Below are 22,517 nucleotides of genomic sequence, written 5' to 3'. Positions count from 1 at the left end.
TATTTTGGTATTTATAGAATCTCTTCTATGGTTAGGTCAGTTGAAGACATAAGATCGATGATTTCTTGATTAATTTGAACAATGGGCTTAGAAGGAGAGGTGTTATGAATAAAAACAATCTTACCTTCACGCTGATCGGAAAGTCTTACACTTTCGCCTAAGTAGTTGTGTGCAATATTTTCAAGGAAGATGTACAAATACCGCGCATCTAAAAAGCCATAGGATTCCTGTTCAAACATCTGTATGACCTTAAAAGGTGAGAATTTCTTGTGATAAGTTCTATTAGAAGTCATAGCATCATAGGTATCTAATATGGCCAGTATTTTACCGAAGTCAGAGATGGAATCGCCTTTAAGGCCAAAGGGGTAACCACTACCGTCGTTGCGCTCATGGTGCATAAGAACACCTTGTTTGACCCTTTCAGGGATGTTCTGATCTTTTAGAAGGTTATAACCTAAAAGAGCATGTTGCCTAACAACTGCAAATTCTTCTTCATTAAGGCGACCCGGTTTATTTAAGATGGCTTGATCAATCTGGGTTTTGCCAATATCATGAACCAAACCGGCTAAGGTTAAATCTTCAATCTCATCAGAAGGCATTTTGAGCCAATGACCAAATATATTGCATAGCATAGAAATATTCAGTGAATGGACATAAGTGTGACCGATATCAGATCTTAAATGGTTCATATAATTAAAAAGCTCACTTTTAAGCCTCAAAGACCCCATAAGGGTTTCGGTGCTTTTGATTAATCTTTCAGGGTTAATACTTTTGCCATCACTGATGGCTAAGAGTTCATTTTTAACAGATGATTCCTCTTGTACAAAAGTCTCTTTAAAATTCTGATAATTCACAGTTTTGGGTTCATATGCAACACTGGAATATTGGTCAAAAGTAGGATGCTCAGTGTCATAAGCCTGACGCTCTTGTTTGGTAAGCTTCTCGGCTACATCAAGGGCAGGGCTAAACTCCTTAATAACAACACTTAGAATTTGATAAAGATTCATGCGAAATATATGCTTCTCAGTAATGGATGTATCCTTAGGGATTAAAAGCATACCATTTGGAGCAATAACATTTTCCGCTAATTCCATATGTATTTTTATTTGGTTCACACTAATACGTTTGCGTGTATATTCGGTCATCGAGACTCCTTTGACAAATAGGGCTTGCCTAAGTGGAATTTGATTGCTTAATGTAACGTGTTGGGGAACAGCTCATGGCGAGGCATAGCCTCTATACTTAATTATACCAAACTATGGTGAAAAAGGGAACTGACATCATGAGATACAGATTTTGTAAATAGATCACGTATTTAACTATAGAAAGTGTACTAAGATTTTAACTGAATTGTTATTGAAAAAACATATAAAACACTAGGCAAGTATGTTAGAATAAATCGATACTTGAACTATAGAAGGGTTAAAACATGCGACTTAGTTTTGACCATTTGATCATATGAGGATTAATGAATTAAGACGAAGAAGAGGGTAAGAAATGATGAAAAAAAAGCAAATTATGAGAGGTGCCATGTCCTTATTATTGGCAAGCGCCCTAACAATACAACCCCTAACGATGGTAGTTAAAGCAAATGATACAACCTACTATGAAAAAACAACACAGAAGCAAGTGACCAGTGGGCTTACCTACGAAACCAAAGCTAAGCTTACCAGTCGAGGCTGGGTAGATATTCATGTATTAAAAATGGATTTAAATAACCCGTATGTGGATTTGGATATTTTAAGGTCGCCAAATGTTTTCGGTGAAAAACGCACAGTTTCTTCGATGGTCAACCAATCTGCAAAAACTGTAGCAGGGATTAATGCATCTTTTTTTAATATGAAAGACAACCCTTCGGATATTATTGGTACTGAATACAAAGATGGTTATGTTGTGCTTCAAGATCTCTATAACCATTATGACAAAGGCGTAGCTTCCTTGATTCAAACAGAAGCATCTATTTTCTTGGATTTTTTTAGTAGCGATATCCGTCTTAAGAACGCATCAGGCCTTGAGATGGATCTATATGGTATCAACAAAATCAATGTACAAGTAAAACCGGTAATTTTTGATCAAAAAGCAGTTAAAACTACAGCTGAAAGTCTACGCATCAATAACTCTTATAAGATGGTAGTGGTAGATGGTGTGATTGTTGATCATAAGATGCCAATGGAAAATGTGGCCATACCGGATAATGGCTATATAATTTCCATGTATAAAGGCTTATATGAAATCTATTTTGAAACCTTTAAAATTGGTGAACAAGTAACATTAAGTATTGCCAACAGTATGGCCGATAACTCGATTAAGATGATTCTAAGCGGCGGTGGTAAGATTATTGAAAACGGCACCATTGTAGAAAAAGGAACAATTTTAACGAAAAACACCAATGCTCCAAGAACCGCGGTAGGTATTACTCAAAACAAGGACTACTTAATTGCTATGGTGGTAGACGGTCGAGGACAAAGTATAGGAACTACCCACGGGGAATTAGGAAAATACATGTTGGAATATGGCGCCTATAATGCTATTCATTATGACGGTGGGGGTTCTTCGAGTATGGTGTCAAGACCACTGGGTACTTTTACTTCAAACCTTGTGAGCAAACCATCGGATGGTGCTGAGCGTAAAGTGGTAAACGCTTTAGGCTTTGTAACGACAGCACCTGTAGGTCAACTGGAAAATATTGTTCTGGTACCCAATAAAAACAGGACAATGATTAATCAACCTATTACCTTCACAGTCTTGGGTTATGATGAATACTACAATCCGATTGCCATAGATAACAATAGCGTGAGTTTTACAGTAGATGGCCTACGTGGTAATTGGAACGGTATGACCTATGTGCCAACCATTGCTGGTAAAGGGACGGTCTTTGTTCATTATAACGGAAAAACGGCATCTACAACCATCAATGCCATAGACGGTTATATTGGTCTCGCCCTTGGTCACAAAGTACTTCAGGTACCTCAAAACGGTACAGGACAGTTTAGTCTTCTTGCAACAGACCGAGACGGTTATAAAACCGCTATTGATATTAAGCAAGCGACCTACAAAGTGGAAAACCCTAGTCTTGGTCAATTTGTAGGCGGTGTATTTAAAGCAGGTCAGAACGTAGGTACGACAAAGGTAACCATCGGCCTAAATGGTATTGAAGTGACAGGACACATTATTGTTGGCGAACAAAAGGCGTTGGTAACAGATTTTGAGAATTTTGTACCAACAACCATGGTTTATCCTGAAACGGCAGTAGGGAAGACGACGCTTGACAACGCCCAGATTGTAGAAGCTTCACAAAAGACCTCAGTTAAGCTGGATTATAGCTTTAAAAAAGCAGAAATGACCCAAGCGGTTTACACGGTATTTGAAAACAATCCTATTATAATTCCATCTAAGATCAATAGTCTATCCCTTCAGTTATATGGTGACAACAGTGGCCTCATGTTTAGAGGTAAGATAGTAGATAGTAGGAATGTATCTCACCTTATCACTTTTACTAATGCTATTGATTTTAAAGGTTGGAAGAAGCTGACAGCAGTCATACCGGCAGAAGTATCTTACCCAATTACAATAGAAAGACTTTATGTTGCCAGTGTCAACGCCAAAGCTGACATTCAAGGCAGTGTGTACTTTGATGTGCTTGAAAAAAGCATACCTTTTGAAACGAGTCATTTGGAAGGCTATGATGTCAATAGCCTAAAGGATCCTTTACAAGAGGATATTGCCTTAGATGGAAAATTTAACGTTTCCATTTTTGGAGCCACAAGTGGCCGTAACTCCTTGTTGGATGAAGTTGTGATGGCAAAAGCCTATGAATTTATGAATCAAAGCGACCTGGCCATCTATTCAGGTTATTCAAATGTGGATGCAAGCAAGTTAAAGGGTAAGACGGAGATCTGGCAAGATCAGTTCAAAGTCAGTAATCATCCGGAAGTGAAGGTAATTCACTTATCCACTTCTAAGAACTCCTTGTATAAAACAGACACAGCTCAGATTAAAAAACTAGAAGCAGAGCTTTCAAATACAAATCAAAAGCATATTATCCTAATTGGGAATAACAGCCCGGTCAAAACCGGTAACTTCACAGATAAAAGAGAAGCCGGATTAATTCATAGTATGCTTAGAGACTATAAGGAAAAGACAGGCAAAAATGTTTTCTATATTAATGCCAACGGCTATACATTCGGCATTAACTATCTTGAAGGAATTCGGTATGTAGATATGAACGGATTGTGGTATAATGCACAAGGGAGATCCTTAAACATTAACAACCAGTTTTATGTGTTGAATTTTTATATGGATCAAAATGAGTTGCAGTATAAGATTGAGAATTTGTATACTGCAGTCAGCACCGAATAAAACCGATGGAGCATACGCATGAAATTTTTAAGTCTTAGTAAAAGGATTCATAATTCATCTTTTGGTTATTTACCTGTCAAAATCATTGAAGGTATTGTCGGTATTTTGACCCTCCGGGTATATACCGGCTTATTTTCTACAGACATCTACGGCGAATACCAGTTAATCAATCCTTATATCAATATTGTCCACCTTTTGCTTATAGGCTGGATTGCCAACGCTTCCATTAGGTATATCAGCAAGTATGTCAATAGTGATCAGGAAGAGCGAGAAGGCTTTTTTTCAACTTATTTTGTGAGCTGGTTTTTGCTAATAATCCTTGCATCATTGGTGATGATTGTCTCAGCATTTTTGCTACCTGGCGTTTTTGGTCAGATGAACCTACCTTTAATGTTGGCGATTCTGATGGTACTTGTTGGATACAGTTTTAATCAGAATATACTAAGTCTTTTGTTGTTTGTGGACAAAAGAGGCTTAAATATTATTCTTTTGTTAACAGCTTCTATAGGTAAACTCTTATTAACAGTTCTGATTTTCAGGATGATAGGTAACACGGTTTTAGCTATTTTGTTATCCCATGGCGTTATTGACATAACAACTGGTTTAGTTGCCGTAAGAGCCCTGGATGTTGGGCATAAAGTTCGATTCAAAAGTGTCTCTATGGAGATTTTAACAACCTTTTTAAGATATGGTTTTCCATTAATCGGACTAACGCTCACCATGGCCTTATTAAATTTTTCAGACAGATATGTAATCACTTATTATTTTGACAAATCCTATGTAGGGATCTATGGTGCCAACTATGCTTTACCGGCAGCAATTTTTACCATGATTATGATTGGTATGAACAGAAGTTATTATCCGAATCTAATTCAGGCTTACAATGAACAAGAAGAAGAAAAAGTGAGTCGACTGTTGAAAAACGGTACAAAGAATTATATTCTCATTGCCTTGCCGGCTGCTGTAGGGCTTTTTGTGATTGCAAAGCCTTTAGCCACATTGTTCTTAGATCATAAGTATGTCGGAGGTAGCCATGTCATTGGTATCATTGCCTTTGGGATGTTTTTTCTTGGGTTAACTGAATATGTCAACAAAGGTTGGGAACTTAAAGGAAGTACATTTAATATTTTGCAAAACTGTTTCATTGCTGCTTTGTTTAATATGGTGATGAATATTCTATTTGTCGGGAGATATGGTTATATATTTGCAGCATATACCACATTGTTTGCTTACTTAATCTATTTTGCATTAAGCTACGTGTTTAGAAATAAAGCCATACCCTTTATTCTTGAGCCAAAGGTTATATTTAAGATTGTGATATCGGCCTTTATTATGGGAGGGGTCGTTAAAAGCGTTATTTTTTGGATGGGATATAGTAATATGAGTACCATTATTGGTATTGTTTCTGGTGGTCTTATCTATTTTGGACTGCTATACATATTTGGAGAACTTAAAAATATTAAAGAATTTTTAAAGGATGGGTGAGTATGAAGAATCTATACTTGATGTTGTACTATTTGATAGGGAAAAGAATGCCATCATCAGATGGTATCCTAACATTTGGTTCCAAAAGAATCAGAGCTTTTTTAGTCAAGAGAATCTTTGATGTGGTGGGGCAGGATGTGAATATAGAGAAGAATGTTTTTTTTGGTAAAGGTAGAGGAATATCAATTGGTGATCGCTCCGGAGTTGGTATAAATGCACGCATTCAGGGACCACTTAGCATAGGGAAATATGTAATGATGGGCCCAGATGTTATCATCTATACGAGGAATCATAATATACAAAATATAAGTATACCCATGATGGATAGTGGGGAAACACCTCCAAAGCCGGTTGTCATTGAAGATGATGTCTGGATTGGTGCCAGAGCAATTATTTTACCGGGTATTAGAATCGGTCAAGGTGCGGTTATTGGTGCAGGTGCTGTCGTGACAAAGGATGTCGCTAACTATGATATCGTCGGAGGTGTACCGGCAAAAATTATCGGCAACAGAAACCATCAACCACTTTGAAAATATAAGCCATTATGGTATTATAGATAAGTAGTTTTGTTAATAACTTAACCATAAATAAATTGTTATAAATAGGTGAAGACGTCAAACTAGATTTTGGCCCTTTAACCAAACATAAAATATGAAATAACCGGAGGAAGCTATGAAGAAAAAAATATGTGTACTGGGACTTGGATATATTGGTTTACCAACGTCGGCTATGTTTGCCAACAATGGGCATGAGGTTATTGGTGTAGACGTTAATGAAGCGGTTGTAAACAGTTTAAATGAAGGTAAAATCATTATTGAAGAACCATATTTAGATGCTTTGGTCTATGAAGTGGTTAACCTTGGTAAGTTGAAGGCAAAAACAACGCCTGAAGAAGCGGATGTTTTTATTATAGCGGTTCCAACGCCAATCAATGAAGATAAAACGGCCATGATGGATTATGTGGAAGCGGCAACAAGAAGTATAGTACCTTATCTTAAGAAGAATGATATGGTAATCCTAGAATCCACGTCACCACCAGGTACAGTTGAAAAACTGATGATGCCTATATTAGATGAATCTGATTTGAACCCATACGAAGATTTGTATGTGGCCCATTCACCTGAACGCGTCATTCCAGGCAAGATTTTAATAGAACTGGTAGAAAACAACAGAATCGTTGGTGGTATTAATGAAGTGTCCTCAAAAAAAGTCAAAAAACTCTATGAATCTTTTGTTAAAGGGGAGATTTTCCTTACGGACCCGACAACGGCAGAAATGTGTAAACTGATGGAGAACACCTTCAGGGATGTTAATATTGCATTGGCCAATGAACTGGCACTGATATGTGAAGAACTGGGTATAAATGCTTGGGATGTCAGAACATTTTCTAACAAACACCCTAGGGTGGATATTCACATGCCGGGTCCCGGTGTGGGTGGTCATTGCTTAGCAGTAGATCCTTGGTTTATTGTTGAGAAATTCCCTCAAACAGCAAAAATTATCAGGCTAGCAAGAGAGACGAATGATGCCATGCCAGCCCATGTATTCTCCAAATCGAAAAAGATACTGGGTCAATTAGCGGGGAAAAAGATTACCATCTTAGGAATAACCTATAAACCGGATATAGATGATCTTAGAGAAAGCCCTATATTGGAGTTAATAGAGCTTTTGGAAGAAGTCAAAGATATTAAACTTAGCCTCTTTGATCCCTTTGTTAAGGATTTTAAGTATTTGTCAACGGACATCAAAGAAGCTTGTACAGATTCAGACCTGATTATACTGGGTGTGAATCATAAAGTCTTTGAGGAAATTGATTTTAATGAAATTAAGCCTCTTGTTAGTGAGAGACGCATTTTAGATACAAGGAATTTCTTTGACGCAGATAAGATTGACGCTTTAGGTTTTGAATACCATCTGCTTGGAAAGGGAACTGTTTAATGCAAAAGAAAAAAGTGTTAATGCTGGCTTATCAATTTCCACCTATGGGTGGTGCCGGTGTCCAAAGAACCTTGAAGTTTGCAAAATACCTGCCACAGTTTGGTTGGGAACCAATTATATACACCGTAGATCATAAAAAAGGGGTCAACGACCCAACCCTAATCGGTGAGGTTAACCATGTACGTATCATTCGGACAAAGAGTCATGATTTGACCCATTGGAAAAAGCCTTTTCACATCCTTGGCAAATTCCTGTCTCGAAAACTGCTTATACCCGATGGTGAATGGCTTTGGTATAGAAAAAATAGAAGAAGCATATTAGAATATGTAAAAGAGATTCAACCAGATGTCATTTATAGTACATCCTATCCCTACAGCGACCATCTTTTAGGTTTATATGTTAAAAAGCATTATAAAGACATTCCCTGGGTGGTTGATTTTAGAGACGAGTGGACTAAGAATCCCTATATATTAGATATGAATTACAGCAATTATCGAAAAAAGACTGAGCAGAAGATGGAAGCCGATGTAATTGCCCACTGTGATTACTTTATAACAAATTCTCCCTTTATGTTGGAAGGCTTTATGGAGGATTATGACTTAAAAGATAAATCAATTGTTATACCTAATGGCTATGACGTTTCTGACTTTGAGGGCCTAGAAATCAATTCTACCAAAAGAGAAAAGTTAACCATAACGTATGCCGGTTCTATGTACGGTAGAAGAAAGCCGGATTATTTCTTAAAAGCGCTGAACAAGGCTATAGAAGAAAAAAGTGTGGATGAGAAGGATATTTTACTTCAGTTTGTAGGGGATTTTTCCAAACAAAACATAGAAAAAATATCTCGTATGTTGGGCAACAAAAATATTGTTAAGTTCTATTCTTATATGGAGCACAAGAAAAGTATTGAGTTTCTCCTAAACTCGGATGTCCTTTTATTAATTGTAGGAAAAGGTATTGGCGATAAGAACTTTTATACAGGTAAAATATTTGAATACATTAATACCCAAAAGACCATACTCGCCTTGGTGCCGGAAGAGGGTGCAGCGGCGATGGTCATCAAAGAGACCAAAACAGGCTACGTAATCGATAGTACTGAAGTGGACAAAATCGCAACTTGTATCGGTGACATCTATAGCAGGTGGAAGCAAGGAACACTTGAAGTACAGCCGGATTATGAAGCGATTTCACAATATGATCGGGTGAATCTAACCAAGCAATTAAGTGTGGTTCTTGACGGGGTTTTAAGGGATGATAGGCTGTTATAGAAAAGCAGTATTGAAAGGTGTATTTTATGAATGAGAATAGCAACAATAGACTAAAGGTTCTTCATATCATAAGTGGTGGTGATACCGGTGGTGCAAAAACCAGTGTGATTACCTTATTAAAGTGCCTAAAAGATATGATTGATATCAAATTGGTATGTTTTATTGAAAGCGATTTTACAAAACAAGCCAAGGAAGAGGGTATTGATTTAACCATTATGAGGCAGAAGAATCGTTTTGATATGTCAGTGGTTGGTAAGCTAGCTGAGTATATTCAAAGGGAAAACTTTGACTTAATCAATTGCCACGGTGCCAGAGCCAATTTTATTGCATCAAAGTTAAAGAACAAAACCAATGTTAAGCGTATCACCACCATTCATAGCGATTATGAGCATGATTTTGACAATAATATTTATAAAAAAATCCTATTTACCATGCTAAACAAAAAAAGCCTGAAGACGTTTGATGGTTTTATTACCATGGCCAAAGACTTTGAAAAAGACATGATTCGAAGAGGCTTTAAGAATATTTTTGTGGCCTATAATGGGATTGCAAAGCATCGGTCCCATGCAGAAATCACAAAAGAAGCTTTTTGTAAAAGGCAAAATATACCCTACAAAGAAAAAAGCTTTGTTGTCGGATCAGCCACCAGATTGCATCCAGTCAAGGGCATTGATGTCCTTCTAAAAGCATGTAAAGTTATTAAGGATTATTCAGAAGATATTGTTGTATGGATTGCCGGTTATGGGGATGAAAAATATTTGCGAGAATATGAGGATTATATTCACAAAAATGAACTTGAAGAGACAGTTCATCTTATTGGCTTTGTGAAGGATATTGATGCCTTTTACCAAGTTATTGATGTCAATACGATTACCTCTCACAGTGAGGCTGTATGCTACGCATTATTAGAAGGCGCTAGATTTGCTAAGCCTTCTATAGGTTCAAGAGTAGGTGGCATTCCGGAGTTAATAGAAGATAATGTGACTGGATTGCTGTTTCCGGATAATGACAGTAAAAAGCTGGCAGAATCCATTACTAAGATATATGAAGATCAGGTATTGGCACAAAGAATTGGAAAGAACTTGCATGATAAGGTTATGACTGAGTTCACAGATGAAGCGATGGCAAAAAGATATGTAGAGATTTATCAAGAAATGTTGAGAGGATAAGGATATGAAGAGAAAAATCAATAGCATTGATATTTTAATAGCACTAGGCATTATAGTAGTACTCATTGGTGCCTATATGTACATGTCAAGAAGTCAGGTTGATGATGGTTTTACAATTAGCTCAGACCATAGAGTGAGTTTTATGGTTGAAACGGATAAGTTACCTCTTGGCATGGGAGAGCGGATACAGATAGGCGATCAACTTGTAGCAAGTGGTCGATATCAAGATGCTTATGTGACAGATGTTAGTGTCCAAGAGTTCAAGGAAGTGATTGCCAGTGGCGGTGTTTTTTTAGAAGTGGTGAACCCGACGAAGGAACTTGTTCGAGTTACGGTGGATGCTAAGGTTAATAAATATGGACCCTATAGGGACCTGTCAGGACAAGAAATCAAAGCAGGCTTGGATTTTTGGTTTAAAACGGATGAGGTTGTAACCTTGACAAAAATCGTCCAAATGATTGAAGGGGAGAATTAAGATGAAGCTCATCACGAAAGAAGGCAAGTTATTTAATAAAATACATTTATTTGATCTATTGTTTTTGATGTTACTCATTGTGGTGATTTTAGGTGCCATAAGCAAATTTTCAGGCAAGAACATTATAAATCTAAGCACAAATTCAGAAAATATTATGGTAGAGTTCACAGTCGAAACCTATCCTTTTCATGAGGATTATTTTGCCTCAATTAAAGTCGGTGACAAGCTAGCTGAGGATAAAAAATACATTAATGGTACGGTAACCGATATTCAGATTATTGATAATATGTTGGCCTTACCTGACAGTAGCGGACAAATGGTAACTGGACCGGATCCATTGAAGAAAAAGGCATTGGTTACAACCCGTGTAGAAATGTCTTATAATGACCCGGTTTACAAAATGGGAAAAGAAGAGATGGTGGTAGGTAATATCTTTTTCTTTACAACAGAAAAGGTCAAACTATCCTCTGTCATCGTGGATTTTAAAAGAGTCGAGTAAATGGGGAAAACCATGGATATACTTAGAAGAAAGATATATGAAAGCTTCATATTCAATTTTATTGTGAATCTGGTTGAAATGGCTAAGCACAGCCAGGTCATGAAACCTAATTCTAAAAGCCATAATATGACCCATCCGGAAAAGTTTATGGATTTCTTTTTGATACGTTTTTTGTTGTTTGTTGACGAGCTTTTTGAGAAAGCATTCAAGCCATTTCGAAAGCTATGGGATCAAAGTTGGCTGGTTGTATTTTTTAGAGATATCTACCAGAATGTGACTACAAACAGTTTTGTTGGTGCAATTATTAAAGAAGCAAATTTCATTTATTTGATTGCCCTATATGTTTATGTGGACAAGTTGATTAGGATTTTTGCAGGCCCATTATCCGGTATATGGGATGAGTTGTTCTATTTGCTCATTGTGGCATTCTTTGTATATAGTCGTATTATAAGGAATAAAAGGTATGTATATTCGGCCATGGATCTGCCGATTGCTTTCTTTGCATTGATTTTTATGTTGTTAGTCTTTATTAATTCACCTGATTTTGCAGTTGCCATAGAAGGTTTTAGAGTGGTAGTACAGCATGTTCTTTGGTACTATTTAGCGCTGCAACTCTTAGGAGATAGAATCACCATCCATAGAACACTATGGACATTTATTGTTGGCGTAGGTCTCTTAGGTTTTCATGGAATCTATCAATATTTGACCAAGGCACCGATGTTGGGTAATTGGGTAGATAGCGGAGAGACCATCACCACGAGAGCCTATTCCATTATTGACAGTCCTAATGCATTTGCATCACTTTTGGTCCTATTCATACCAATTGGATTTGCAATGTTTATAGCCCATAAAGATATTTTACTCAAAATAATTGCCCTTGTATTTACACTGGCAATGGGCGTTAGTCTTGTGGTAACCTTTTCTAGAGGGGCTTGGATTGCAGCATTTTTCTCCATTATCGTTTTCTTTATTTTTATGGCAAGACGTATGATTTTGTTTATTTTTGCGGTGGTATTAGCGGCACTCTTTAATATCGATGGCATTTATAACCGTTTTAGTTATATGTTTACACAAGAATATAGGGTGAAATCAGCAAACGGCGGTCGGATCTATAGATACAATTATGGTCTTGATAAAATTACTAATGATAAGCCCATCGGTCTTGGCTTGGGTAGATTTGGTGGTGCGGTTGCAACCAATCATAACCTTGCACCTTTTTATATGGACAACTATTACTTAAAGACTTATATTGAGACCGGTTATGTGGGCATCACAACTTTTGCGCTGCTCATTTTGACATTACTCTTTAACAGTGTTCGCTATATTTTTGGTATTAGTGAAAAAGAAGATCGAATTTTAGCTTATGGGATTTTTTCGGGCATGATTGGTGTCCTTATACATAATTTTGTTGAAAATATTTTTGAACTGCCCTTTATGGTGATTTATTTCTGGGTTTGTGCTGCAATGATTGTAGCCATGTTTAAGTGTAGCCGTAGAAAGGATGTTGATTGATATGAAAAAAATATTAATATCCGGCTACTATGGCTATTTTAATTCAGGTGATGATGCCATTTTGACTTCTATATGTAAAGATATTAGAGAAATCTCACTTGAACATGAAATCACTATTTTATCCAATAACCCATCTAGTACCAGATCAGAATATGGTGTAGCGGCAGTTGAGAAGTTTAATTTCATTAAAGTCATTAAGGCCATTCATAAGAGTGATATCGTTCTTATGGGCGGCGGTAGTCTGCTACAGGATGAAACCAGTAACAGGTCCTTATATTACTATCTTTTCATATTATGGTTTGCCAAAATATGTAGAAAGAAAATCATGCTTTATGCCAATGGCATCGGTCCTATTGGACACCGCTTCAATAGGTTTCTGACAAAGTTAGTGGTCAATCAAGTGGACTTGATTTCATTGAGAGAACGTATGTCTCAAAATGAGCTTAAGCGTATGGGTATTGATCATCCTGAGATTCATGTGACTGCAGACCCCGTATTTTCTTTTCCATCTCTAGATGTTCATGTTGATGAGATACTGAAGGAAGCCCATATAGAAAAAGGTGATAGGCTGGTGGGTGTTCTTTTTAGAGAATGGAAGGACAGCCATCACTGTAGTATAAAAATAGCTGAGATTTGTGACTATTTAAGTGTTAGCCATGATGCCAAAATCGTGCTCATACCGATGAAGCATCCGGCTGACTTAGTCACTTGCGAAGCCATCTCAAGCCATATGAAAAGTGAAGCTGTTATATTGAAACATAAGTATGACGCTAAAACATTAATTGAAATCATGGGAGAAATGACTTTGGTGCTAAGTATGCGTCTTCATGCCTTACTCTATGCAGCATTGAAGGATGTCCCTATGATTGGATTCTCTTATTCTCATAAAGTCAGGTATTATATGAAAGAACTGAACCAACCTTATGTTGAAGATGTTACAGATTTTGAGACTGAAGAAGTGAAAGTAATTATAAATGAGATTCTCGATCATTACGAAGAGGTTAGAGAAAACATTCATGCTAAAGTAACAGAGATGCGTCTTAAAGCGGATCAAAACAAAATGCTACTTGAAAAAATCATGACCTTATAAAAGGCTATATTAAGAAGGTGTAAAAGATGCAGTTAAAGGCCTGGTATATAAAAATAAAAAACATAGGGTTAATGGCCATGGCCATTGTTTTAGGACTATTTATCATGAGCGCACAAGAAACCTTGGCTTCAACTTTACCGGCGGTTCATGAGAACGTCAGGACAGAACAAGTGGCCAAAGGGTTGACCTATGAGGTTAGAGGAAGGCTTACAGCTAAAGGCTGGGTGAATCTTCATGTCATCAAAATGGAGTTGTCAGAACCAACTTTAATACTGGATACTTTGTATAGTAAAGACCATACAGATGAAATGGAAACTTTGGTTCAAATGACGGCCCATGATGTTACCTATGTCAGTGCTGTTAGCGGTACAATGAAGGATATACTAGACGGCAGTGAGATTGATGAGAATCTGTTACTTGAGGCTCTTGATGGTGAAGAAGTATTGCTTCAAAGCGGGGAAAAAGTAGGGGAAAACAATAAAAAAGAGAATGAAAGAATGGCCCGTTCCGTTTATGGTGTTACTGTAGACCGTCGTACATTGATTTTTATGGTTGCGGATTATAATCAAAGCAGTATTGGCGCTACCCATGAAGAGATGCAAGATTATTTGTTAGATTATGGTGTTGTAGATGCTTTGTATATAGATGAAGCTGAAACACCTTCTATTGCGACGCGTGGTTTGGGTGACTTCACCTTATCTCAAAGAAATGTCCAAATGGATGATGCAATACCAGAGGCAACAGTCGGAATAGGTATAAGGTCGGAGGCACCGGCAACAGAAGCTTATAACCTTATGATCAAAGTAGACAGATCGCCGTATATGGTTTCAAAACCAATTGGTCTTAGGCTCTTAGCCAGAGATATGAATTATAACCCTATAGCGATTGATTCAGGACAGATTGCATGGAGTATGTCAGGTGGGTTCGGTACGATTGGTAACAATACCTTCATCCCTATGGAAGGAGGCAAAACCACCTTAACGGCTTATTATCAAGGAAAGCGTACAAGTATAACCTTGAATATATCCGATCCGGATGTCAAAGATCCATTATATGAAGCTTTGCCTGGGGCCGGTTATACAGTGAATGTTTTTGGTACAACGGTTAAGCAAAACCGCTTGCTAGATGATATTGTCATGAGGAAAGTCTATGAAACCATGAACGCTGCCAGCTATGGTATTTTTACCGGTGAGACCCATATTGACGGAAGTAAGCTGACTAAGAATCATTATATATATAAGAACCAATATAGCGTTTTGGACATGGAAGGGGCTAGGCTCATATCTCTTGCTATGGGTTCAGGTAGTATGGTAATGACCGATGAAACACAGTGGAATAAGTTAAAGATGACACTGGCAACGACGGCTCAAAATTCAATTATAATTCTAGGAACGAAAAGCCTTATTCATAATGAAAAAGGGTTGTTCTATCATGAAAGTCGACAGATTCATGAATTGCTAAAAGAGTTCGCTTCTAAGTCCGGCAAAAATATTTTTTATATTAATGCAGGTGCTAAAGTAGATCAAAATCAGATGTATGATGGTGTACGTTACATCGACTTAAACGGTCTTCTGTACCAAGTAGAGGAGAACAACAGTGTGAACTTGTACGACAGCTTTCAGACCCTTAGCTTTATATTTTCAGGCAGTAAAATGACCTATAGATTGACAGACCTGTATCCTAAGACAACCGTATCCAGATAAAGGCGAGGTTCCCATGGTAAGAAATAAAAAAGATTCATCCCTAAACATGATTGTGGTCATCATTGGGCTAACCTTGATTGCCAAAGTGGTGGGTTTACTAAGAGATACCTTTATAGGCCATAGGTTGGGTGCTGATTTTGAATCAGATGTATTCTTTATGGCTTTAAGTTTGACCACCAGTGTGTTTCTTGGTATTGGTAGCGCCATCGCCACCAATATTATCCCGATTTTTGTTCGTTATAGAAAAAACCAAGAGGATACTAAGGGTATTAGCAGTATCTTTAATGCGGTGGTTTTCTTATCTCTCGTGATGGGCATAGCCTATTATATAGTGGCGCCATGGGTTGTAAAGTTATTTGCAACCGGTTATACCGGTGAAAAACTTGAGATGACCATTCAAATGACACGGATTATGATACCATCCATTTTGTTTATTTCTCTAACCTATCTTTTTGTAGGCGCATTGCAGGCCCATGAAAAGTTTATCTTACCTGCGATGATTAGTTTCCCCTATAATATAATCTTCTTTATCTATCTTGCGATAGGCATTGAAACAAATGGTATAGCGGGTCTGGCCTTAATCACCATGATTGGATGGTTGCTTCAAATGGGCGTATTAGCCCCTTCAGTGATTAAGCATAAGCTTGTGCCTCTTATAGGACATATTGATTTTAAGCATTCGGCACTAAAAGGTTTTTTTGTAGGCATCATTCCTATTATTCTTGTCACATTAACACATCAGTTTAATATTGTCATAGACAACAAGGCAGCTTCATTTCTTGGAGACGGAAATGTCTCTGCCATTTACTATGGTAACATGCTTTTTAAAGCTATAGTAACAACAACAGTCTATGGTATTACAGCGGTTATGTTTCCAAAGTTCAATGAGAAGTTTTTAGATGAAAACCATGAAGGCTTGTATCAATCCGTTATAAACGTTCTAAGGAGCGTATTGTTGCTATTGATTCCCATGTCTATTGGTCTGATTCTGACAGGTCCCTACGTGATTGCTCTTATTTTTGAACGGGGTGTCTTTGATGCAAGCGGCACAATTGCCACAACCATTGCGTTTACCGGCTATACCTCTTTTATGATTGCTTTCGGGTTTGTGGATGTATTAAATAAAGCCTACTATACGCTGGGTATTCGAAAAATCCCTTTGCTTATAGGCGGCTTCATTATTTTGATGAATATAGGGCTTAACAACCTTTTGGTTGGCAAGTACGGCTTTGCAGGTATAGCCAACGGTACTTCTATTGCTTTCTATTGTGGTGCTATACTGAGCTTTTTCCTCTTTAGCAGGCAGTTTAATTCATTTCCACTTCATAGATTCTTTAACACCTTGTTTAAGACCTTGTTGGCTGCAGTGGTTATGGGTGGTGGTGTATATATGTTAAATCAATACCTAAACCCCATATTAAGCATGTCTACAAAAGGTAATCTGGCCATTATTGGGATAGATATTGTCATAGGTACGCTGATTTATGGTTTGACCTTAATCCTAATTAAAGAACAGCTCATCTACAACATTTATAAGCAAATACTGGACAGATTCAAAAAAGGGCATGCTTAAAAGTATTAAGGATTCATCAATTCTTCTAATACTCTGCCTTCTACTTTTTCCATTTTTAGACCTAGTAAAGCGGCAAAGGTAGGTCCTTCATCAATCAGGTGACTGTGCAATAGTACAGCACCTTTTTTAATGGAAGGCCCTTTCATTAGAAGTAAGGTTTTCTGATCCGAGTGTTCAGGCATAAAACCATGATCACCAATATAAGTGTCAGGATCTTCCTTGCTATCAAAGACAATTCGATCAGAAGTAGTGTTTCTAAAAACATGATGGTCTTTGGCTTCAAGAACATAGGTAAAGTCACCGGAGAGTTTGTATTTTTCGGTAGCTTCATCATGGGTCAACATGAAACGTATGGGTGTTTCAGGCATCTTAGTAAAAGTCTCTAAGACTTCTTTGACTTTTATTTGTATCTCTTTTGTAGCCTTTTCATGGAGGTGAATCTGGCAAGAGCCACCACAAGTACAGCCATAGGCTTGCCAAGTGATTATCTGATTATCGGCATCAGTTGTGAGAAGACCTTCCTTTTTAAACAAGCTATTGATCTCAATGACGGTATCAAAATCATGGGTGCCATGGTCTCCCAGCAAGACAATATTGGTATGAGAAAGTTGACCGCTTTTTTCTAGTGTTTGAATCAACCGTTCTATCCGTTGGTCAATGCGCTTTAGGGCTTTAAGACTTTCTTTACTTTTTAGGCCGTGGATATGTCGCATGGTATCCAGCTCAGTAAAGTGTATGGCCATAAGATTTGGTTTTTTTTTCTTAAGGATATAATGGGAAACAGCTTCGCTAAAGTTATCCAAATAAGGCTGGGTGGTACCCTTTAATAGTCTTTTGTATTTAAACACAGGCCAAAGCATGTTCTTAGTGCCATAATCCCAGAAAAGCTTAAGCCGGCTGATGGAATGGTCCGGTGACCAGATTTCGGGAATATTATAGTTAATATTTGCACCAGCCATGACTGGCCATAGAACAGCAGCGGTTTTAAGACCAGCCTGGATGGCATAATCAAAATAAGTAGGTACTTTAATATCCCGCTCATACCAATGCCAGTCTTGAAGGGTTGCTTTGGCAGGATCGGGAAGTTCGTTATTGTAGATACCATGAACAGTAGGGTAGTGACCGGTGGACAGTGAAGTATGACATGTATAAGTGACGGTTGGATAAACACTGGTCACTTCCTTAACATGCGCACCATCACGAATAAAGCCGGCAAAAGTCGGCAGGCTTAATAAGGTCTTATAGTCCAACTTATTTAGGGCATCCACACTGATAATGATTAGATTATTTTTAATTTCCATACGTCACCACCTATAGTCAAAGAAACAAAACGAAGCGAAGCTTCTTTTCTTGCTAAAATGTCATAAGGTCACCCATATTATAGAGACCTACAGGTTTACCATCTAAGAATTTGGCGGCATTCACAGCACCTACGGCGAAAATACGTTTGGACATGGCTTTATGGTTGATTTCGATGATTTCATCTTCGCCGGCAAAGATGACGTCGTGTTCTCCAACGATGGTGCCACCACGAACGGCGTGAATACCAATTTCTTTTTTTGGTCGCTTGATACGTTCAGGACTTCGATCATACTTATAGTTATAAGTATGGTCTAAGGTATAGTTAATACCGTCAGCGATGGCCAGTGCCGTACCGCTTGGGGCATCCACTTTCTGGTTATGATGTTTCTCAATAATCTCAATATCAAAACCTGCATCGGTTAGAATCTTTGTTGCTTTTTGAGCCAAACTAATGAGTAGATTGATACCAAGGGACATGTTGGCTGAAAACAATACAGCCACTTTTTTACTGATTGCCTTAAGATGTGCTACTTGATTTTCACTTAGGCCTGTGGTACATACAACGATAGGGGTACTTGTTTTGGCGCTATAGTCTAAGATGGTATCAACAGCATTTGCATTTGAGAAATCAATGATGACATCGGCTTTGACATCACATTGATCCGGGGTTTCAAACACCGGATAAGGGTTCTTAATGCCTATATAGGAGTCAATACCAGCGACAATGGTCACCTGATCATTGTCTGCTACCAATGAGGTTATAACCTGACCCATTTTGCCGTTACAACCGTGCATAATAATACGTGTCATGGCGAACCTCCTTATTATTGCAAGTTCAAGCCCATATCAAGCATAGCTTTTCTTAGATGCTCAACATTGGCAGGTTCCATTTCAAATAGCGGCCCTCTTGTAGGCCCAACATTCATCCCCATAAGATTAAGGGCTTTTTTAATTGGAACGGGATTGACTTCACAGAAGATGGCTTTTGTTAGTTCATGTATCTTAAGTTGTCTGGCAAGAGCACCTTCTAAATCACCGGTTCTATAATTGGCCACGATATCATGGGTTTCTTTTGGCAGGATGTTGGCAATAACAGAAACGACACCTTTGCCACCAAGGGCAAGAAGGGGGAGAATCTGATCATCATTACCGGAATATATGTCCAATCGGCCTTCTACAGCATGGGCAAGATCGACCACTTGGGCAATGTTACCGCTGGCTTCTTTGATGGCAACGATGTTGTCAACTAGGGATAGGACTTTGGCAGTTGAAGGTTCTATATTAAGTCCTGTTCTTGAGGGAACATTATAGAGCATAATAGGAATGTTAACTGCAGCTGCTATCTCCGTATAATGACGGATGAGGCCTTTTTGTGTGGTTTTATTGTAATAAGGTGTTACAAGAAGCAAAGCATCTGCACCAAGTGCTTCTGCTTTTTTTGATAGTTCGATACCATGGGCGGTATGATTACTACCTGTACCTGCCATGACAGGTACACGTTTAGCAGTATGCTCAACTGCCACACGGATACATTCTAATTGTTCTTCGTCTGTGAGTGTAGATGCCTCACCTGTGGTACCGCATATAACGATACAGTTGGTGCCGTGGTCGATTTGAAAATCAATCAGTTCTCGTAATTTGTTATAATTAACACTTTCATCTGCATTCATTGGTGTTACTATTGCTACGCCCGATCCGGTAAATATTGACATTTAGATTCCTCCTAAAGTTTGAAACAATGAGTGAGTGACTTTTACCATATTTTGACAATAAAAAACAGTCAACAAGTGCGACTGTGCATTCTCAGAATGATAAGACACAAGCAGCACTTCATACACACAAGGTATACGACAGTCAAATGGTTGTTAACCAGTTGCCCAGGAAGGGGCTTACAGGTAACCCAAACCTTCGGCGACATCTCCTTTAATTATACATCATCTGCACCTGAATGCATCCATATAATGACTCTTAGCTATCGCGCCTCTACTTTCGTTGATGAACAATAAGGTTCAAAACAACGTATAAAATTGAGTTAATCTTATCATTTTTTCACTCGACTGTCAAATAAATTGAATTAGTACAGCCCCAAGAATCAGGCTTTTATCCGAATCTTGAGGCTGTTTTTTGTTGTATATTTAATTTAAATCATACGTGTTAATAAGGACTGACTACGTTGAATGAATTTTGTCATAGCTTCAGCGTCAAGAGGTTTATGGCTCATGAGTGCTAAATCATATAAATGTTCACAGAAAAGCTTCACATCTTCCTTCTTATCTGCTTCACCGTGGTTGGTGAGTATAAAGTTAACAATCTTGTTTTTCTTATTTAGAATCAAAGTTTCATCACTTGGCATATCCCCAAGTCCCATACCCATAAAGCCGTACATCTTGCTCATGTCCTGCATTCTTCTGGATTCTTCTGCGAGCACAATAACGGCAGAGATATCTTCTGATTTGAGAGACTCCAGTTGAACCTTGATATCCTCTTTTGACAGAACGTCTGCAAAAAGTTTTTGTAGCTGCTCAGCAGAGGCATCATGAGCTTCTTGATCATCTTCGTGTATTTCTTCTTTCATTACATCTGTTAGATCAGCATCAATCCTCGCAAACTTAACATCACTTGTCTTGGCTTCAATATGAGAGATAAAAGCCTGATCAATGTTATGCTCCAAGATAACCGCTTCCATGTCATGGTCTTTGAACATCTTAATATACTGAGCCTGCTGAACAGCATCGGTTACATAATAGACTTTATTCTCATGTTTTTCTTTGTTTCTTTCTAGATAGTCATTTAGAACGACATAATCACCGGTTGTGGTTTTATATAATAGGATGTCTTTGACTTTATCATAGAACTTTTCGTCTCTTAACCCACCAAATTTGATGAAGGGATGAATGTCGCCCCAGAATTTTTCATAGGATTCTTTTTCATTTTTATAGAGACTTTTTAAACGATCTGCCACTTTCTTAGAAATATAGTCCGAGATCTTCTTAACAAAACCATCGTTTTGTAGGAAGCTCCTTGAGACATTAAGGGGTAAGTCTGGACAATCAATAACACCTTTTAACAACAATAAGAATTCTGGAATGACTTCCTTAATATTCTCTGCAACAAAAACTTGACTGTTGTATAGCTTGATTTGACCTTCAATGTTTTCAAATTCATTGCCAAGCTTAGGAAAGTATAAGATACCTTTAAGATTGAAAGGATAATCCATGTTCAGATGAATCCAGAACAAAGGCTCTTTAAAATCCATGAAGGTATCACGGTAGAAGGCTTTGTATTCTTCATCCGTACATTCGCTGGGTTGTTTTAGGTACAAAGGAGATACCTCATTTAACGGCTTTGGTTCAACAACTGTATCTTTGCCATCTTTGTCTACTGCATTATCTTCAACAGAATCTTCTTCTTTTCCAACTTCTTCAAAATAAATCTCATAAGGCATGAAGGAACAATATTTTTCTATGGTACTTTTAATTTTATAAGCGTTTTTGAATTCTTTACCATCTTCTCCTAGATGTAGGATGATGTCCGTACCTCTTTCACTTCGGTCGCCGTCTTCTAGTTCGAATTCTGTACCGCCATCACAAGTCCAGTGGATAGGTGTTGCATCAGATTTATAAGAAAGTGACTTAATTTCTACTTGCTGTGCTACCATAAATGCGGAATAGAAGCCAAGGCCAAAATGTCCGATGATTTGCTCGGAATCTGCTTTATCCTTATAGGTGTTTAAGAAATCTTCGGCACCTGAAAAAGCGATTTGATTGATGTACTTTTTAACTTCTTCAGCGGTCAAACCGATACCGTTGTCCGTAAAGGTCAAGGTACCTGCCTTTTCGTCATAACGTACAATAATTTTGTAAGCTTCATCAGAAGGGAGATCCACCTCACCCATCGTTACCAACTTTTTTAGTTTGGTTATGGCATCACTGCCATTTGAAATTAATTCTCTTACAAAGATATCATGGTCAGAATACAACCATTTTTTAATAATTGGGAAAATATTTTCGCTGTGTATAGACAAGCTTCCTTTTTCAATGCTCATGCTATAACCTCCTCTTGTATGTAATTATGATTCGTATAATCATATCCAATGTATATGATAGTCGTTCCAATAAAGAATGTCAAGAAAAATTTAGCACTC

16 protein-coding genes, 1 pseudogene and 1 riboswitch are annotated in these 22,517 nt (G+C 37.8%); of the genes and pseudogenes, 12 read left to right on the top strand and 5 right to left on the bottom strand.

Going from position 1 to position 22,517, the window contains the following annotated elements:
• Positions 1 to 11: 11 nt before the first annotated feature.
• Complete coding sequence (locus P0N36_RS07160) at positions 12 to 1,145, bottom strand: HD-GYP domain-containing protein (protein ID WP_275842164.1); 1,134 nt, start codon at positions 1,143 to 1,145, stop codon at positions 12 to 14.
• A 352-nt stretch (positions 1,146 to 1,497) separates the two neighbouring features.
• Here P0N36_RS07160 and P0N36_RS07155 point away from each other — a divergent pair, with 352 nt between their 5' ends.
• From P0N36_RS07155 to murJ, 12 genes and pseudogenes are all read left to right on the top strand, one after another.
• Positions 1,498 to 4,359, top strand: coding sequence for a phosphodiester glycosidase family protein (locus P0N36_RS07155; RefSeq protein WP_275842163.1), 2,862 nt, complete (start codon positions 1,498 to 1,500; stop codon positions 4,357 to 4,359).
• Positions 4,360 to 4,377: 18 nt separating this feature from the next.
• Positions 4,378 to 5,844 (top strand): lipopolysaccharide biosynthesis protein, encoded by a 1,467-nt coding sequence (locus P0N36_RS07150; protein WP_275842162.1) that lies wholly within the window; start codon positions 4,378 to 4,380, stop codon positions 5,842 to 5,844.
• A gap of 353 nt (positions 5,845 to 6,197) precedes the next feature.
• A pseudogene (locus P0N36_RS15725) lies at positions 6,198 to 6,356 on the top strand (DapH/DapD/GlmU-related protein); the annotation flags it as partial.
• Between the two features lie 160 nt (positions 6,357 to 6,516).
• Positions 6,517 to 7,782: a nucleotide sugar dehydrogenase gene (locus tag P0N36_RS07140; protein ID WP_275842160.1), complete on the top strand. Its 1,266-nt coding sequence runs from the start codon at positions 6,517 to 6,519 to the stop codon at positions 7,780 to 7,782.
• The gene (locus tag P0N36_RS07135) at positions 7,782 to 9,050 is read left to right on the top strand and encodes a glycosyltransferase family 4 protein (RefSeq protein WP_275842159.1); all 1,269 of its coding nucleotides are present in this window, start codon (positions 7,782 to 7,784) and stop codon (positions 9,048 to 9,050) included. The genes P0N36_RS07140 and P0N36_RS07135 overlap by 1 nt, the downstream gene beginning before the upstream one ends.
• A gap of 26 nt (positions 9,051 to 9,076) precedes the next feature.
• A complete protein-coding gene (locus P0N36_RS07130; RefSeq protein ID WP_275842158.1) occupies positions 9,077 to 10,219 on the top strand; it encodes a glycosyltransferase family 4 protein in 1,143 nt (380 codons plus the stop codon).
• A gap of 4 nt (positions 10,220 to 10,223) precedes the next feature.
• Complete coding sequence (locus P0N36_RS07125; protein WP_275842157.1) at positions 10,224 to 10,694, top strand: DUF4330 family protein; 471 nt, start codon at positions 10,224 to 10,226, stop codon at positions 10,692 to 10,694.
• Position 10,695: 1 nt separating this feature from the next.
• Positions 10,696 to 11,193: a DUF4330 domain-containing protein gene (locus P0N36_RS07120; protein WP_275842156.1), complete on the top strand. Its 498-nt coding sequence runs from the start codon at positions 10,696 to 10,698 to the stop codon at positions 11,191 to 11,193.
• The gene (locus P0N36_RS07115; RefSeq protein ID WP_275842155.1) at positions 11,194 to 12,705 is read left to right on the top strand and encodes an O-antigen ligase family protein; all 1,512 of its coding nucleotides are present in this window, start codon (positions 11,194 to 11,196) and stop codon (positions 12,703 to 12,705) included.
• A gap of 1 nt (position 12,706) precedes the next feature.
• Complete coding sequence (csaB, locus tag P0N36_RS07110) at positions 12,707 to 13,795, top strand: polysaccharide pyruvyl transferase CsaB (protein ID WP_275842154.1); 1,089 nt, start codon at positions 12,707 to 12,709, stop codon at positions 13,793 to 13,795.
• A gap of 26 nt (positions 13,796 to 13,821) precedes the next feature.
• Positions 13,822 to 15,498, top strand: a complete 1,677-nt coding sequence (locus P0N36_RS07105; protein WP_275842153.1) for a phosphodiester glycosidase family protein — start codon at positions 13,822 to 13,824, stop codon at positions 15,496 to 15,498.
• Positions 15,499 to 15,511: 13 nt separating this feature from the next.
• A complete protein-coding gene (murJ, locus tag P0N36_RS07100) occupies positions 15,512 to 17,071 on the top strand; it encodes a murein biosynthesis integral membrane protein MurJ (RefSeq protein WP_275842152.1) in 1,560 nt (519 codons plus the stop codon).
• A gap of 5 nt (positions 17,072 to 17,076) precedes the next feature.
• Here murJ and P0N36_RS07095 read toward each other — a convergent pair whose 3' ends face one another.
• From P0N36_RS07095 to htpG, 4 genes are all read right to left on the bottom strand, one after another.
• Complete coding sequence (locus tag P0N36_RS07095; RefSeq protein ID WP_275842151.1) at positions 17,077 to 18,372, bottom strand: alkaline phosphatase family protein; 1,296 nt, start codon at positions 18,370 to 18,372, stop codon at positions 17,077 to 17,079.
• Positions 18,373 to 18,424: 52 nt separating this feature from the next.
• On the bottom strand, positions 18,425 to 19,183 hold the full coding sequence (gene dapB, locus P0N36_RS07090; protein ID WP_275842150.1) for a 4-hydroxy-tetrahydrodipicolinate reductase: 759 nt from the start codon (positions 19,181 to 19,183) through the stop codon (positions 18,425 to 18,427).
• 14 nt (positions 19,184 to 19,197) lie between these two features.
• Positions 19,198 to 20,085: a 4-hydroxy-tetrahydrodipicolinate synthase gene (gene dapA, locus P0N36_RS07085; RefSeq protein WP_275842149.1), complete on the bottom strand. Its 888-nt coding sequence runs from the start codon at positions 20,083 to 20,085 to the stop codon at positions 19,198 to 19,200.
• 103 nt (positions 20,086 to 20,188) lie between these two features.
• A riboswitch (Lysine riboswitch) is annotated at positions 20,189 to 20,367 on the bottom strand.
• Positions 20,368 to 20,513: 146 nt separating this feature from the next.
• Positions 20,514 to 22,418 carry a molecular chaperone HtpG gene (gene htpG / locus P0N36_RS07080; protein WP_275842148.1) on the bottom strand — a complete coding sequence of 635 codons (1,905 nt, stop codon included), beginning with the start codon at positions 22,416 to 22,418 and terminating at the stop codon, positions 20,514 to 20,516.
• Positions 22,419 to 22,517: the final 99 nt, after the last annotated feature.

This window comes from Petrocella sp. FN5 (genome assembly GCF_029210395.1).
Taxonomy (GTDB): domain Bacteria; phylum Bacillota; class Clostridia; order Lachnospirales; family Vallitaleaceae; genus Petrocella.
Note: the sequence above shows the minus strand (reverse complement) of the source record. Positions and strands in the feature narration are given on the sequence as shown.

Bases quoted from the DNA above. Each gene is read 5' to 3' on its own strand.
- P0N36_RS07135 (WP_275842159.1), top strand. From the start codon at position 7,782: ATGCAAAAGAAAAAAGTGTTAATGCTGGCTTATCAATTTCCACCTATG.
- P0N36_RS07105 (WP_275842153.1), top strand. From the start codon at position 13,822: ATGCAGTTAAAGGCCTGGTATATAAAAATAAAAAACATAGGGTTAATG.
- P0N36_RS07130 (WP_275842158.1), top strand. From the start codon at position 9,077: ATGAATGAGAATAGCAACAATAGACTAAAGGTTCTTCATATCATAAGT.
- P0N36_RS07095 (WP_275842151.1), bottom strand. From the start codon at position 18,372: ATGGAAATTAAAAATAATCTAATCATTATCAGTGTGGATGCCCTAAAT.
- P0N36_RS07155 (WP_275842163.1), top strand. From the start codon at position 1,498: ATGATGAAAAAAAAGCAAATTATGAGAGGTGCCATGTCCTTATTATTG.
- csaB (WP_275842154.1), top strand. From the start codon at position 12,707: ATGAAAAAAATATTAATATCCGGCTACTATGGCTATTTTAATTCAGGT.
- dapB (WP_275842150.1), bottom strand. From the start codon at position 19,183: ATGACACGTATTATTATGCACGGTTGTAACGGCAAAATGGGTCAGGTT.
- htpG (WP_275842148.1), bottom strand. From the start codon at position 22,418: ATGAGCATTGAAAAAGGAAGCTTGTCTATACACAGCGAAAATATTTTC.
- murJ (WP_275842152.1), top strand. From the start codon at position 15,512: ATGGTAAGAAATAAAAAAGATTCATCCCTAAACATGATTGTGGTCATC.
- P0N36_RS07125 (WP_275842157.1), top strand. From the start codon at position 10,224: ATGAAGAGAAAAATCAATAGCATTGATATTTTAATAGCACTAGGCATT.
- P0N36_RS07120 (WP_275842156.1), top strand. From the start codon at position 10,696: ATGAAGCTCATCACGAAAGAAGGCAAGTTATTTAATAAAATACATTTA.
- P0N36_RS07140 (WP_275842160.1), top strand. From the start codon at position 6,517: ATGAAGAAAAAAATATGTGTACTGGGACTTGGATATATTGGTTTACCA.
- P0N36_RS07115 (WP_275842155.1), top strand. From the start codon at position 11,194: ATGGGGAAAACCATGGATATACTTAGAAGAAAGATATATGAAAGCTTC.
- P0N36_RS07160 (WP_275842164.1), bottom strand. From the start codon at position 1,145: ATGACCGAATATACACGCAAACGTATTAGTGTGAACCAAATAAAAATA.
- dapA (WP_275842149.1), bottom strand. From the start codon at position 20,085: ATGTCAATATTTACCGGATCGGGCGTAGCAATAGTAACACCAATGAAT.
- P0N36_RS07150 (WP_275842162.1), top strand. From the start codon at position 4,378: ATGAAATTTTTAAGTCTTAGTAAAAGGATTCATAATTCATCTTTTGGT.